Raw genomic sequence first — 15,288 nt, forward strand, 5'->3', positions numbered from 1 at the left:
GCTTAGGTTTCTTCTTTATGATGCTTTTCCAAGTAGGTTTCCGCTTCCTCTCTTCCCATGTATTTGCCAAGGGTTTTAAGCGGCACTTGTCGTAAGTCCACGACGATCAAACCATCAAGCGTGTCATGGAAAGCGTGATCCACATTGAAGCTGACAAGCTTGCCGTTCATCTTCAAATATTGTCGCAACAAAACAGGTAAGCCTTTGCCATTTTCCATGCGAGCCAATATTTTTGATAACAGCTCTACGCTGGCCAAAGCCGACAGCAAGTTAGGTTGCCAGAATTCTGTAGTACGTTTTCGCAATGGCGTAGAAGCAGTAACCAATTGCGCTTTTTCCTGATCGTAATGATGTAAAGACAAAGCTTGCGCCATCAGTTGTCGGGCATTCTCACTGTAGTCATTACTGATGCTAACAGGGCCAAATAAATGCGTGTATTTAGGATGACGCGACACCAAGGCCGCAATGCCTTTCCATAACAACAGTAAGGAATTCAAGTTCCTCTGATACGCTTCCGCGACCACAGAACGGCCAACTTCAATGCTTTGATCCAAGGTATTGAGAAAAGCTTCATCGTAATGAAACAAGCTACGGGAATACAAACCATTTAAGCCGCGCTCTTTCATCAATTGATCGACAAAACCCAAACGATATGAGCCGACGATTTGTTTGTCTTCTTTGTGCCAAACAAACAATTGTTGGTAATACTCATCGTATTGGTCGAGATCACACGCAAGGCCACTTCCCTCACCAACGCCGCGGAAGCTTTCTTCTCGAATACGACCTATCTCTTGCATCAAGTTAGGAATGTTTTTCGTAGGCGTGCAATAAACAGCAAAATCCCCTTGCTCAAGCAACAAGGCATCTTCTGGTAGCTGAGTCAATTCATCTAATAAAAGATTGGTCTCAATAGGCGCAATAATAGGTAAGTCATGACTTTGTGGCGCATCCAGCTCAGCTTCTTTACGATCTGGACTCATTAGGTAAGTATTCAGCCTGAGATAATTCACTAAATCCTTTTCATCTTCAAAGCTTTTTAGCTCAGAGAAAGGGATCGCATTTCCGACAGATAAATTAATGGTTTTCGATTGTTTATTAAGCAACTCTTTACCAAGTAAAGCCGTACGCAACAAAGGGTGAATACGCCCAGCCTGATAAAACAGAGAGCTGTTTTTGCCATCAATAAAAATAGGCACGGTTGTCGCTTGGCTACGACTAACAAACTTAGCGACGGAGTTGCGCCATTCTACATCTGCTAGCACCTTGCTGCCTTTAGGATAAGTAGACACTTCACCAGCCGGAAATATCACTAACAAGCCGCCATCCGCTAAATGCTTATTGGCTTCACGAATCGCTAAGCTGTTGGTTTTCTTTGCTTTATCACCACCAAAGACATTCACACCGATAAATAGATCACTGATTTCAGGCAAGCGCTTTAGCATTTCATTCGCCAGTACTTTCACGTCTTGGCGAACTTCTGCAAGCATGTCTGCCACAATCACACCTTCAATCGCGCCCAATGGGTGATTTGCCACCACCACAACAGGACCTTCTTTGGGAATAGTATCCAACGAACCTGAGGCAATGCTGTATTCCACATTCAAAGCTTTCAATGTGTAATTCATGAACTCAAAGGTGGAATGTGTTTCAGGACGTTGTTGATAAAAGCCATCTAGCTTGCTCAATCCCGTCACCCATTCCAAGAAGCTCTCACCTAAGCCAAAAGGCGTTATTCTTGGTAAACGAAATGGGCTATTCATCATACTCTTTTCTCTTATTTATACGGTTTATTATTATTTAAAAAATGTCGTGTACAAGCGGCTCAAAACGCCAGATTCGCTTTTCAGGTCTCGCAGCGATAGGAAAGCAGCCGATAACCAAACCAAGCAAGCCATGCCGAACAATAAACCATTGTCATAACCGACTATGTCACCCGCTTCATTGAACTCAGGCATCACGATGCCTAACGGTGTAAATAGATGGAAGATGATCGCGCCGGACATAATACCGACCGCCATCAAAGCACCAAGACCGTGCCAGCGAGAGAACAATAATATGGTCGCAATCAGTTCAGCCGAGCCAATCACATAGGCGCCATATTGTGCGAATAATTCCAAACCAGACCAATCGCCTAGCGTGCCGAAAATGTACTCAGTTTCGAATGAGCCAGTAAATTTGAAGAACAAAGACTGCACAAAGACAAAACCAATAAAAACGGCTGGAAGATGCTTGCTTGGCTGAAATGACATAAATATTTCCTTTTTATTTTATTAAGTTAGGCCAGTTTTTATCGGCTTGTTGAATGTGTAAAGCACGATCAGCGTCCCACTTTTCTTTCACCGACTGGTTGTAGTTCAAATACAATTTGCCGTCTACAATCGCCCATTTTTCAGGGTCAGAAGGAGCGAAATCACCTTTAGCCGAAATCGCCCAAGCGCAATAGCCACCATACTGAGGCGCGTATTTTTCAGGCTCAGCGAGGAACAAATCCAAGTTCTCTTGTGAAGAGAAATACCAGTTTGCGCCCTGATATTTTGTTTTATACTGGCTGCTTCCTTTCACTGGACGATTCTCCGTAAAGTAAGCGACGGTATCGTAACCACTCACAGCTTTATTGCTTAAAAAACCAGTTGAAATTGCATCGGCTGCAAAACTAAATTGGCTTACAACCAATAACAAAACTGAAAGTACAATTTTCATATTTACACTCCTTTATAGGGCGACTTCTAACGCCTTTTTGTTAGGGAAACTGACGGTATTTTTAGCAAGAGATTCTTGGGTCAAATGACCACAAAGCGCTCCAGCCACATAAGACATACTTTGCGTTTTTGCAGATACAGAAACACGCGTAAAACTGACTGTTTCAGCATCGTCACGATGCATACAAACAGACAAGTGAGAATGTTCTGGGTGATGATGTTGATGGAAAGCTAACAGACTTTCTTGAGTCGGCTCGCTGCCCACCACTTGGTCATAAATGGCGTAACGATAAGCCATCACTTCCTCCAACTTTACGCCAGAAGAAAACAACGGCGCTTCAATCGGCTCGATGACTTTATCGACGCCATCCCATTTAATGGCCATTACTGGCTGGCCTTGCTGACAAATACTGAGATCAAACGCCAACAAGATAAAAGGAGCGAATTGAGGCAAAGATAAACGTTCAAATGCCATGCAAACATCTTTGATACTCTTTTCTTTCGACAAAGTTTTGAGCAGCAAACCACGGCTAAACAACACGTGCTCAGGCATTTGACCTTGATAGTTGTTCAATAAGCAAAGACTCAAACCCACCTCGTTTGTGCTAATCCAACTCCCTTGCCCAACAGGGTCAATTGGCATCAGAATTTTCATGTCGTCCATATTTTGAACTCGTGGAGGCAAAGCGGCGGCGCGCGCCTTCTGCTCATCACGATTAAAGAAAATCTCATAGCCTTTGCTATTCACAAGCCAAGTAACAGAACACATGATTATTGGCCTCTCATATAGGACAAAGTAGCCGGCGCTAAACCAAAGTCATCATTCACTTTAATATCCAACAAGCTGATGGTGACTTTCGTCATAGCAAAATGATGATTCGCATGCAGTGCCACAAACGTTAGCTCACGCTCTAAAGTGGACTGCATTTGCTGAGACTGTTTGTGGGTTAAAGAAACTTCTGTGGATAATGTAACCGTCGCTTTAAGCTGCTTTTGTGAAACGCTTTCTAACCAATGAATTAAGTGCTCAATTTCGGATAAACCACGCTGACGCGAAGTTTCCACCGAGTGACCGCGACGTCTGTAATCATAATCAATCATTTCTGGGGCATTCTGACTCTGTCCATGCAAATGATAGGCGTTATAAACCGCATGAAATAAATCCAAGAGATGACGAAAGTGCTCTCCAATCGTACTGGTAACATGCGGTGGCGCAGACCATAAATATTGATCGTCCGTTAATGAACTCAAACATTCATGGCCTTGTTCTAAGGCTTCTATGCAACCTTGTAGCACTGGCAGTTCTCGGCCAACTGGCACGCCTTGATGATTCTTTGGTGTAGCAAACATACAATTCTCTTTCATTCGTTAATTCATTAACCCGATGGACTTATTCCTACTTAGTCAGTACTTGGGTAATGTTCGGTTAAGCTTTTCTCTTCGCGCCAAGCGGCTAATAAAGTTTTAAAAGATGGCGGTTTGTGCCCTCGTTTCTTTTGCTTCGCGCCAATCGCGTATAAAAGTCGGTACTGAGTTAAGAGCATGCTGAATATATTTTTCAGTGGCGTATTTCTGTCCCAAATATGGGCAGCTTCACTGCTTGCGCCATTAAGTTCTAAAATGGTGAATTTCTCACCTTTCATAAAGTCGTGAAGATTATCGAATTTAATATCCAAACGGCCGTAGTGATAACCTTCTACATCATGAAGAATCGTATCCAGCTTGCGAGTTAACTCGTCTGTAATGTATTGATTGCCATCTCGGAAGATAGAACCTCGGCTGTGGCTGCCAGCAAAAGCAAGTTGGAACTCTTCGCCGTCTTCTGGAATCCAATCCAACTTATCTGTGTGACGAGGTAAATATAGATGACTAAGTTGACCTGCGCGCGGGCAACGCTCGATCAGTTGTTTCAATGTATGCTGGCCGTCGCCTACAACAGTAGGCGTGTATTTCAATGTGATCGAAATGATCTTGCCTTGCGCTTCGCCAGGTTGGCGCACATAAAACACACCCGCTTCCGCTTGATAAGGCGCTTTTTCTTGCAACAGATATCGCGCGTTATCAGGAAAGTCTGCAATATATTGTTCAAGCTGGCTTTCATTACGCAGCAGCTTAACGCCAACACCACGACAACCTAAATCTGGCTTGGCAACAACAGGAAAAGACAGGTCAGCGGCTTGCATTGCAGCCAAAGCATGGGAAGCTTGGCTAGAGACACCTTCTTGGTTTTTGGTTTGCGTTACAAACGGAGAAATCCAAGGTGATGCAACCGAGCCCGCCAAATTCATAATATCTTGCTTGGATTCACCAACCATGCCGCTCAATTTGATGCTTGGATTGGCAACCAAAGGCAATCGAAAATCACGGTAATACACACCTTGTAATAAGCTTTGCAATACCACTGGCGTGTAGAAAAACCAACTAGGGAAAAACTCATAGCGGGACACGCTTCGCTCTTGATCTATTTCAAGAACGGGCATGCCAGCATTGATTTTATCTGATGGTATGAGGCGAATATCTGACATCGAATTCATGATAGACCTTTAGTAAATGATTTATTAATTAGACGATTAACAATGAAAAAGACGGCAATCGCGATAGGAATCAAGACCCATTGGTATTGAGTCGTTTGCAACCAAGCTTGGCTACCGAGGAAGTAAATGACGTAGAAGATGGCCGCCGTCCAAATTGCCGTTGCTGAAACCACGGCACAGAAAAATACGAACAAAGGAATCGAGAAAAAGCCACTTAGAGTAAAGCCAACACTTCTTAAACCTGGAATGAATCGAATGATAAAAAGGTTTAAAAAAGCATTATGGTGGAAGCGAGCGCGCAGCTTTTTAAAGGAAGGATTCGTCAACGCCTTGTAACGTAAAAAACGCACTTTACGCCCATAACGGCCAAGGCAATAAAGTAGAAAGTCCCCTGTTGCAATGCCAACAAAAACAGCTAAAAGCGCCGTCGTAGGCATAATGCTTCCTTGTGCCGCCAAAGTACCAGCCGTCACAATCGCTAAATCTTCCAAAAAGTAAGACAGCAAAATAATGCCGAAAAACAATAGGATATTTGAAGACTGCCCTTCAGCAAGAAAGGCCTGTAACTCAGCGATCAAAGTTCACTCCTTTATTCGAATAACGGTATTGCATGCTCTTTCCATACAGGAAAGGAGCCATAAGCAAGGCGTTTAAGTATTAGGTATATGAAGTTAGTCGTTACAAGGATCAAAAATATTACAAAAGAATTTTATTTTTTAATTTGAAGAAGATAATTCCCGAACATAAGCTTCAAAGAAACGAAAATTAGGGCAAATTACGTTTCTTTCCTCAATACGATAAGCGTAAGTTTTTTTTGAAAAGGAAAGGCAGGTCTCTTTTTTCGAAGGGCAACTCATTAAAGGCGCAAACGAAGGAACTTTTTCTGTTACCCTCTTTCTAAAATAGTAATATTTTTCCAAGCATTTATGATATTTTTCTTATGTCTTTGGTTTTAGACTATTGATTCGATTAGTAAAAGGCTATGCTTGTTTATTCTTAAATCCACATTGTTTTCAATTTAGTTGGTAGAAAGCAGCACATATGAGACCGCCTGTTAGGACGATAACCATGCGCGCACCATCCTTTGATTTTGACTTATTCTTAATAGTAGAGGAGCTTTTTTCTTGAACTCTCTTATCTGGCTACCTTTTCTTCCATTATTAGGAACCTTAATCCCACTTATTTCAAACCGCCTTAGCCGCACTGAATGTGCCTTTCTGACCGCGGTGTTACCAGCATTAACGCTAGTACTGGTATTGATGAACGCTGGTGACATTGTCCAAGGAGAACGCTTCCAAGCGGCTATTCCGTGGATTCCTTCTATTGGCTTGGAGTTGGCATTTAGGCTCGATGGATTAGCCTTGCTCTTCTCGATTCTTATTTTGGGCATTGGCTTATTAGTTATTTTATACGCTCGATATTATTTGTCTGATAAAGACCCAATGGGGAAGTTTTACGCTTACCTCATGCTGTTTATGTTTGCCATGTTAGGCGTGGTACTGTCTGACAACCTGATTCAACTCTGGTTTTTCTGGGAACTGACCAGTATCAGCTCCTTCTTGTTAATCAGTTTTTGGGGACATAAAACAGAAGCTCGAAAAGGCGCTCGAATGGCGCTTACTGTAACCGGCGCAGGTGGCCTCGCGTTGCTTGCCGGTTTATTGATTCTAGGAAATACGGTTGGCAGTTTCAGCCTTCAAACCGTACTAGACAGTGGCGATCTGATTAAAGCCAGTGCGAGTTATCCAGTCATTGTTGTCTTGGTTTTGCTTGGTGCTTTTACAAAATCCGCTCAGTTCCCTTTCCACTTCTGGTTACCAAATGCGATGGCCGCACCAACGCCAGTAAGTGCGTACTTACACTCAGCCACTATGGTAAAAGCCGGCATCTTTTTGATGGCCCGTTTTTACCCAGCGCTCGCCGATACAGATTTGTGGTTCTTGATTGTCAGCCTGACTGGTCTTGCAACCTTCTTGATGGGCGCTTATATCGCGCTGTTCCAACACGATTTGAAAGGCTTGTTGGCAAATTCCACCATCAGTCATTTAGGCCTAATTACCTTATTGTTAGGAATGGGAACTGATTTAGCGGCGGTAGCGGCTATTTTCCATATTATTAACCACGCTATATTTAAAGCATCTCTGTTCATGGCCGCTGGTATTATCGACCATGAATCTGGCTCTCGTGATATGCGCCAGCTTAATGGCTTATGGAAATACATGCCTTATACGGCAACCTTAGCCATGGTGGCGTCCGCTTCAATGGCGGGCGTGCCTTTAATGAACGGCTTCTTATCAAAAGAAATGTTCTTTACTGAAACCCTGCACCAAGCGTCTCTTGGCTCTTTATCTTGGTTAATTCCTGTATTGGCAACCTTGGGTGGTGTTTTTGCGGTCGCCTATTCTATGCGCTTTATCCACGACGTTTTCTTTAATGGTGAGCCAATCAATTTACCGAAAACGCCTCATGAACCACCTCGCTACATGCGTGTTCCAGTCGAGATTCTAGTGGCTTTGTGTTTGTTGGTTGGGATTTTCCCTAGCTACATGGTTGGCGATTTGTTGTACTCGGCAGCCAGTGCGACACTCAATACGACTCCGCCAAGTTACAGCTTAGCCATTTGGCATGGTTTTAACTTGCCATTACTGATGAGTATTATCGCCTTAATTGGTGGTTTGATTATGTATCATAATCGACCGCACCTGTTTAAGTTCCAAGCTCAATTTCCGAAAAGTGATCCTAAATTAGTTTTTGAAGGTGTTGTTCAGTCGCTTGCGTCTGCTGCAAATCGCTTTATCAGCTTCACCGAAAACGGCTCTCTACAGCGTTATACCTTCTTCACTTTGTTGTTGGCCGTGATTATGACTGCCGCATCTTTAATGAAGTTAAACGCGACAGCAGGCCAACGTCCGGAAATTCCTGTAGATGCCGTGTCTATAACAGCGGCTGTTTTGCTTTCAATTTCTGCTTTAGCCACTGTGTTATGGCACAGACGACGTGTTGTTGCTCTGATTACGCTATCTGTCGTGGGTTTGATTGTCTCTTTGGCATTCGCTCAATTCTCTGCTCCAGATTTGGCATTGACTCAGCTTTCTGTAGAAGTCGTGACCGTTATCTTGTTGATTCTAGCCTTGTTCTTTTTGCCACAAAAAACACCCAAAGAATCCTCCCCACGTCGTGTTGTTCGCGACTTGAGTCTGGCCTCTTTAATCGGTGGTGTGGTTGGAACCATTTGCTATGCACTGATGACGCGCCCGCTCGACACTATATCCACCTTCTTCACTGAAAACAGTAAAACAGGCGGTGGTGGTACCAACGTGGTCAACGTCATTTTGGTGGACTTCCGTGGCTTCGATACATTAGGCGAAATTACTGTGTTGGGTATCGCCGCGCTTGGCATTTATAAATTGATCGCGAGAATGCGCTTATTTATGCCGTCCAGTAACGACAGAGGACTGGCTTGGTCGGAAGACAAGAACCCTATTTTGCTTGCTGTTATTTCGCAGAGTTTGTTGCCTCTCGCCTTGCTTGTATCGGCTTATATTTTCTTACGCGGGCACAATATGCCTGGCGGTGGTTTTATCGCGGGGTTAATCACTTCCGTTGCTATCATCCAACAATACGTTGGTCATGGTGTGGAATGGATTAAAACTCGCGTTAAGCTGGATTATCAAATCATGATCGGCTCAGGAATCGGCATTGCCACCCTTAGTGGTTTAGGAAGTTGGGCATTTGGTCACACCTTCCTGTCTTCTTGGTTCGATTATTTCTACTTACCTGTCATTGGCAAATTCGAGCTTGCTAGTGCAATGGTGTTTGATCTTGGGGTTTTCCTTACTGTGGTGGGTGCCACTATGTTGATTCTTGCGAATCTTGGACAATTAACCACCAGCGAACGTCCTATACAAAAGGAGAATGATTAATGGAAGGCATATATGCTTTTTGCGTCGGTTTATTAACCGCCTGCGGTATTTTCTTAACTTTACGTGGACGCAGTTTTTCTGTGGTAATGGGCTTAACCTTATTATCCTATGCAGTAAATTTATTCTTGTTCGCAAGTGGGCGCCTCAAACTCAATGCTGCGGCGGTTTTGGGACAGTCGGAACAATACAGTGATCCACTTCCTCAAGCGTTGGTTCTAACAGCCATTGTTATTGGTTTCGCGATGACAGCGTTTGCCGTCATATTGGCCATGCGTGCCCGCGCGGACTTAGGAAATGATCATGTAGATGGTGTGCTGCCTGCACAACCAGGTGATCCAACCTATAAATCAGGAGGCCACCACTAAATGCAGCATTTGAGCATTTTTCCGATTCTGATTCCTTTGTTGTTCGGCGCCATTATGTTGCTGCCGCCAATTTCTCGTGACATCAGTTCACAACGTATCAGTTCTATTGTCGGTACGTTGTTTTTACTTGCCTCTTCTGCCATCCTACTTTTTAAAGTAGACAACGAAGGGGTTCAACTTTATGCCTTAGGTGGGTGGCAAGCCCCATTCGGTATTGCACTCGTTGCTGACAGGATTTCCAGCTTATTGGTTTTGCTAACCTCCTTTTTAGCCTTTGCCGTTATGTTGTATTCGGTCTCAGGCAAAGACAAAGGCGGCGCTTATTTCCACCCATTGTTTATGTTCCAAATCATGGGGATTAACGGTGCCTTCTTAACAGGAGATATATTCAACTTATTTGTCTTCTTCGAAGTGCTGCTTATTGCGTCTTACGCTCTGCTGATCCACGCAGGTGGTAAACAAAAGACACAGGCCGCAATGCATTACGTCATTCTTAACCTTGTTGGCTCAAGTTTATTCCTATTTGGATTAGGAATTTTATACGGCACACTTGGCACACTAAACATGGCTGACATGGCCATCAAAGTGGGTCAGCTAGAAGGTGAAACCGCCACACTTGCCAAAACAGGCGCTCTGTTACTTTTGGTCGTTTTTGGCTTAAAAGCCGCTATGCTTCCTATGCATTTTTGGTTACCAAAAACCTACGCCAGCGCCAGCGCGCCAGTTGCCGCACTTTTCGCCATCATGACCAAAGTCGGCATTTACAGTATTTTTAGAGTATATACCGTCATTTTCGGTGAGCATGCTGGAGAGTTAGCAAATATCGCCACACCTTGGTTATGGCCACTGGCCTTACTGACAATTCTTATTGGTAGCATAGGTGTGTTTGCTAGTCCGAACATCCGTATTATGAGCGCAAATCTGGTAATTGTTTCCAGCGGCAGTTTGCTCGCATGTGCGGCCATCAATTCTGAAGCAGCAACATCAGCAGCCTTGTATTACATGGTTCATAGTACATTGGCTTCTGCTGGCTTATTTTTGCTCGCTGATGTCATGGCAAGACAACGCGGTAAAGCAGAAGATCGCTTTGTTCATTCGCGCCCATTTGTCCAGCCAAAACTACTTGGTGTTGCATTTGCGATTTCAGCGTTAGCATTAATCGGTATGCCTCCGCTGTCTGGTTTCGTTGGCAAGATTATGATTCTTCAAGCCACTCAATCAACAGCACAAACTATGTGGGTTTGGCCGTTAATTTTGGTTGGAAGCCTAGCTGCACTGGTGACTTTTTCAAGAGCAGGAACAACCTTGTTTTGGCGTCATAACGGCTCAACCTCTTCGGATGCAGAACCAGCTAAACCGACTGAAATAGCAGGTATTGGTTTATTGCTTCTGGCATCACCAACACTCGTTTTGTTTGGCGGAGAGATCAGTGAGTTTACACAACAAGCAGCCTATTACCTGCATGACATTCAGTCTTCTGCTTATGACTTATTACCAGGAGTAACCCGCTAATGTTATTTCCTATGCCTTTCCATAGCCTTTTGCTTTTTACTGTTTGGCTATTACTCAATAACTCAGTCAGCGCAGGACATATCGTCTTAGCAACCTTTTTCGCTATTACGATTCCTTGGCTTGTCAGAGGAATGCGAGATGAGCATCCAAAGATACTCAAGCCTTGGCTAGCCGTTCGTTATGTTCTCATGGTGATGTGGGATATAGTCGTCGCTAACTTGGAAGTTGCCTTGTTAATTGTTGGTCCTTTAAAACGACTCAAACCTGGGTTTGTAGCAGTTCCAATAGAAATGAACTCTGATCTCGGTATCACTATTTTGGCCAGTACCGTATCGCTTACACCAGGAACAGTCAGTGCCGAAGTGTCAAAGGATAGAGCATGGCTTTATATTCATGCTCTTCATTTGGATAACGAAGCCGAACTGATTGAATCCATTAAGCAGCGTTATGAAAAGCCTATTAAGGAGATTTTCGGATGCTAAATTTGACCATCGCTATTGTTGCTTCTTTCATTTGTATCGCTTTGATTTTGAATTTATGGCGATTGCTGAAAGGCCCGACGCTATCAGAAAGAATTTTAGCCTTGGATACCATGTACATTAATGCGATTGCACTTATATTGTTGTATGGCATTTACATGAGAAGTGCTTTGTATTTTGAGGCGGCATTATTAATTGCCATGTTAGGCTTTGTGAGCACCGCTGCACTTTGTAAGTACTTACTCCGCGGCGACATCATAGAATAGGATATTTTTTATGCCCTTTTATCTCGAAATTATTATCTGTGTTGCGTTATTGATTGGCGGTGCCTTTTTGCTTGTCGGCTCTTATGGACTCGCTCGCCTCCCTGATATTTACATGAGACTTCACAGTCCAACCAAAGCCTCAACGCTTGGAATCACAGGTGTTTTGATTGCTTCTATGGTATTCCAAAGCCATTTGAAGGGTGCTTTCTCTGTTCAAGAGTTGCTGATTACGCTTTTCCTACTCATCACAGCGCCAGTTGCAGCAAATATGATTGCAAAAACGGCTTTGCATTATCGTACTAAGCCAATCGAAAAAACTAAAAACCAAGAGCTCATGGAAACCATACGAGAGCGCGAAGAGCCTAAACCGTAAAGCTACTTCAAAGTAGCTTTACAACTTCATCGCTTTTCATTGGTTTGTGGTAAAAATACCCTTGGAATATCTCGCACCCCAGAGACTTTAATGTCTCTGCTTGCGATGCTGTTTCAACACCTTCAGCAATAACAATTAAATCCAGTCCGTTTGCTAGACTAATAATAGTTTCACAGATTTTTACGTCTTCCGTATGCTTGTCGCACTCTTCTATAAAGGATTGATCAATCTTTAAAGTGTTTAAAGGCAAACGTCTTAAGTAATTGAGAGACGAATAACCTGTACCGAAATCATCTATGGATATTTTAATATCCAGCGCTTTTAACTCTGTCATGACTTCAATACAGCGTTGAATGTCTGTTAGCAACACGCCCTCAGTAATCTCTATCTCCAACATGCTTCCTGGAAGGTTATAGTGATCGAGTTTTTGTGAAATATAATCCACCACACTTTCAGACACTAAATGACGTCCCGATAAATTGACAGCAATAGGCACAATCTCAACACCCGCATCGTGCCATGCTTTTTGTTGCTTTAAGGCTGTATCAATAACCCACTCATCGACCTTGATAATTAAATTCGATTCTTCCGCGATAGGAATAAATTCTCCAGGAGACACAAAGCCTTTTGAAGGATGATTCCAACGAATTAATACTTCCAAGCCTAAGATGTTCTCTTTTTCCATTTGTACCTTAGGTTGGAATACTAAAGTGAACTGGTCAGAAGCGAGAGCATCTTGTATCTCTTTATCAAAGCCAAACTTTTGAGTCACTAAACTCGCCATTTCTGGTGTAAAGAGTTGGGCATTATCACGGCCTTTTTCCTTCGCGCAATACATGGCGATATCTGCTTGCTGAATAAGCTTATCCGCTTCTATTGTCTGCCCGTAAGAACAGGCAATGCCGATACTCACAGGAACTGAACAATCCTGCCCACTTAACACAAAGGTTTCTCGCATAACGCCTAAAATCTGATTTGCTCGGTTCATCAAGTGATTCGTACTGACATTCTCAGTCATCATGAAGATGAACTCATCACCGCCCCAGCGCGCGACTACGTCACTTTCATCAGCAACTTCAAACAAACGTCGAGCCACTTCACAGAGCAGCTCATCACCCGCTTTATGCCCTAATGTATCGTTGATTAATTTAAACTTATCTAAATCCAAAAATAGTACGCCAATCGACTCTTTCTTCTTTTCTGACACCGCCAAAGCACGAACAAGAGAATCCATAAAATAGGTTCGATTGTACAAACTTGTTAGCGGGTCACTGTACGCTAAAAACTTTAGGCGCTCTTGTAGCTTCATGTGACGTGTCATGTCTTTTATATGAAGTGTGTACTCACTGTCACCATTAGTTTGTGTTTTAGTGATCGTAATTTCAGCAGGGAAATCATCATTTGGAGATCGCTGCAAACGAAACGGATTACGTCGATTCAATATCAAACCAGTTGAAGTGGAGAAACCAGAATCGAGACTCTGGAAAATTTGCTTTCTATCTTCTTCAAGCACAAATAAGCCAACAAAACTCTTTCCTTCCACCTGGCTCTTTAAGCAGCCAAAAGTACGCTCAGCGGAGGGATTAAATTCCATAACGGAGCCAAAGCGGTTAATCGTAATGATGCAATCCATCGAAGAATTAAGAATGGCAGACTTACGCATTTCACTTTCTTGAAAGCGCATTAATGCATCATCTCGCTGTGTGATTTCACTGCTCACGCGTTCAATAACCTGATTATATTTACGCGCAATCTGACCTACTTCAGTGAAAGGTTCCTCTGGTACGGGAGTCGAAAAATCTGCATTGTTTTGCTGATATTGCATAGTGGTAAGCAAATCAAACAATTCAGTTGTGGCTTTATGTTCAGTGACATTAAGACCTTGCTCTTCTTGCTCTTTAGTCACTCTTAACGGCATAAAACGATTTATCAGCCATATAAATGCGTAACCGACGATAAAGCAATACAAACCAATCATCACAACGCCAAAAGCTTGAATCCATAACTGATCCCAAAAAGTTAAGCCATTGGCAATTTTGTCTTCTTGCCCAAATAAAGCCACACACAAGGTTCCCCAAATACCTGCAAATAAATGCGTCGGTACAACATCAAGGGCATCATCCAAGTTCCATGCTTTCATTAGCAGATTACCAAAATACGCGACTAAACCAGACACGCCGCCAATAATCACAGAAGCACTAGGCGAAACAATATGACAAGCCGCGGTAATGCCTACTAAACCGGCAATCACACCTCCAAGAACCGCACTAACATCAACATAACCATCGCGAAAATAATTGATGGAAACCGCAATGAATCCTCCCCAAGCGGCAGAGATAAAAGTATTTAAAATAATCGTCGGTACATCATTCGTTAAGGCTAAAGTGCTTCCGCCGTTAAAACCAAACCAGCCAAACCAAATTAATAAAACGCCAAGAGTCGATAAAGGAAGGTTGTTACCAGGGGGCAATCGGATTTTCTGTTCAGAGAAACCAATGCGAGGCCCAATGATCATAATGGACACTAATGCCATCCAGCCACCAACAGAATGCACTACGGTGGAGCCCGCGAAGTCAATAAAGCCCTTAGCCTCTAACCATCCTTGCCCTCCTGTCGAAGAATAGACACCAGACCATGACCAATGTCCAACCACTGGATAAATCACCGTACTGAGCACTACTGTAATGGCTAAATAACCCATAAAAGTCATTCGTTCTGCCACTGCGCCCGAGGTTAATGTCGCAGCTGTGCCGCAGAACATCATTTGAAAGACAAAAAAGCTGATCTGCCAAGGAGTGTGTTGCTCGCTAAAAAAGAAATCGCTGAAACCAAAGAAACCACCAATCGAATCACCAAACATGATTCCAAAGCCGAATAACCAAAACAAAATCGTCGATACGATGAAGTCTGATATGTTTTTAGCTGCAACATTAATACTGTTTTTACTTCTTATTCGACCACTTTCCAAACATAGAAAGCCCGCTTGCATAGTGAACACAAGCACAGAAGTAGTAAGTAACCAGTAAAGCTCAGACATATAATCCCTCATCAAAACCAAAATAACGCGTAAACCTTAAAGCGCCAAAATAGCATTTTAAAACAAAGATATAGAAGTAAAAGGCGCAGTGTTTCAGGCA

At 43.1% G+C, this 15,288-nt stretch carries 14 protein-coding genes; 6 read left to right on the forward strand and 8 right to left on the reverse strand.

Translation table 11 applies throughout. The annotated features are described in order from the left end of the window. Window positions 1-2 precede the first annotated feature (2 nt). Genes olsF through ACMUMQ_RS04210 form a run of 7 tightly spaced genes read right to left on the reverse strand, consistent with a single transcriptional unit; the run spans window position 3 to window position 5,811 of the window. Complete coding sequence (gene olsF / locus ACMUMQ_RS04180; protein ID WP_414680749.1) at window positions 3-1,763, reverse strand: ornithine lipid synthase; 1,761 nt, start codon at window positions 1,761-1,763, stop codon at window positions 3-5. Between the two features lie 30 nt (window positions 1,764-1,793). Next, window positions 1,794-2,249, reverse strand: coding sequence for a hypothetical protein (locus tag ACMUMQ_RS04185; protein ID WP_414680750.1), 456 nt, complete (start codon window positions 2,247-2,249; stop codon window positions 1,794-1,796). 13 nt (window positions 2,250-2,262) lie between these two features. Next, on the reverse strand, window positions 2,263-2,700 hold the full coding sequence (locus tag ACMUMQ_RS04190; protein WP_414680751.1) for a YHS domain-containing (seleno)protein: 438 nt from the start codon (window positions 2,698-2,700) through the stop codon (window positions 2,263-2,265). Window positions 2,701-2,712: 12 nt separating this feature from the next. After that, window positions 2,713-3,468, reverse strand: a complete 756-nt coding sequence (locus ACMUMQ_RS04195) for an NRDE family protein (protein ID WP_414680752.1) — start codon at window positions 3,466-3,468, stop codon at window positions 2,713-2,715. Window positions 3,469-3,470: 2 nt separating this feature from the next. Further along, complete coding sequence (locus ACMUMQ_RS04200) at window positions 3,471-4,049, reverse strand: DinB family protein (RefSeq protein ID WP_414680753.1); 579 nt, start codon at window positions 4,047-4,049, stop codon at window positions 3,471-3,473. Between the two features lie 50 nt (window positions 4,050-4,099). Then, on the reverse strand, window positions 4,100-5,233 hold the full coding sequence (locus ACMUMQ_RS04205; RefSeq protein ID WP_414680754.1) for a D-alanine--D-alanine ligase: 1,134 nt from the start codon (window positions 5,231-5,233) through the stop codon (window positions 4,100-4,102). Then, on the reverse strand, window positions 5,230-5,811 hold the full coding sequence (locus tag ACMUMQ_RS04210; protein WP_414680755.1) for a DedA family protein: 582 nt from the start codon (window positions 5,809-5,811) through the stop codon (window positions 5,230-5,232). Before ACMUMQ_RS04210 ends, ACMUMQ_RS04205 begins: the two co-directional genes overlap by 4 nt. Window positions 5,812-6,357: 546 nt before the next feature. Between ACMUMQ_RS04210 and ACMUMQ_RS04215 the strand changes: the two genes are divergently transcribed. Genes ACMUMQ_RS04215 through ACMUMQ_RS04240 form a run of 6 tightly spaced genes read left to right on the forward strand, consistent with a single transcriptional unit; the run spans window position 6,358 to window position 12,151 of the window. Then, a complete protein-coding gene (locus ACMUMQ_RS04215) occupies window positions 6,358-9,156 on the forward strand; it encodes a monovalent cation/H+ antiporter subunit A (RefSeq protein ID WP_414680756.1) in 2,799 nt (932 codons plus the stop codon). Then, window positions 9,156-9,521: a Na+/H+ antiporter subunit C gene (locus tag ACMUMQ_RS04220; RefSeq protein WP_347984439.1), complete on the forward strand. Its 366-nt coding sequence runs from the start codon at window positions 9,156-9,158 to the stop codon at window positions 9,519-9,521. Before ACMUMQ_RS04215 ends, ACMUMQ_RS04220 begins: the two co-directional genes overlap by 1 nt. Beyond that, window positions 9,522-11,033 carry a monovalent cation/H+ antiporter subunit D gene (locus tag ACMUMQ_RS04225; protein WP_414680757.1) on the forward strand — a complete coding sequence of 504 codons (1,512 nt, stop codon included), beginning with the start codon at window positions 9,522-9,524 and terminating at the stop codon, window positions 11,031-11,033. Next, the gene (locus tag ACMUMQ_RS04230) at window positions 11,033-11,515 is read left to right on the forward strand and encodes a Na+/H+ antiporter subunit E (protein WP_414680758.1); all 483 of its coding nucleotides are present in this window, start codon (window positions 11,033-11,035) and stop codon (window positions 11,513-11,515) included. Before ACMUMQ_RS04225 ends, ACMUMQ_RS04230 begins: the two co-directional genes overlap by 1 nt. After that, window positions 11,509-11,778 carry a K+/H+ antiporter subunit F gene (locus tag ACMUMQ_RS04235; RefSeq protein WP_414680759.1) on the forward strand — a complete coding sequence of 90 codons (270 nt, stop codon included), beginning with the start codon at window positions 11,509-11,511 and terminating at the stop codon, window positions 11,776-11,778. The genes ACMUMQ_RS04230 and ACMUMQ_RS04235 overlap by 7 nt, the downstream gene beginning before the upstream one ends. 10 nt (window positions 11,779-11,788) lie before the next feature. Continuing rightward, entirely contained in the window at window positions 11,789-12,151 is a 363-nt protein-coding gene (locus ACMUMQ_RS04240; protein ID WP_414680760.1) for a Na+/H+ antiporter subunit G, read from the forward strand. Window positions 12,152-12,158: 7 nt separating this feature from the next. Here ACMUMQ_RS04240 and amt read toward each other — a convergent pair whose 3' ends face one another. Next, window positions 12,159-15,188: an ammonium transporter gene (amt, locus tag ACMUMQ_RS04245; protein ID WP_414680761.1), complete on the reverse strand. Its 3,030-nt coding sequence runs from the start codon at window positions 15,186-15,188 to the stop codon at window positions 12,159-12,161. Between the last annotated feature and the right edge of the window lie 100 nt (window positions 15,189-15,288).

This window comes from Marinomonas algae (assembly GCF_047525555.1).
Classification (GTDB): Bacteria; Pseudomonadota; Gammaproteobacteria; order Pseudomonadales; family Marinomonadaceae; genus Marinomonas.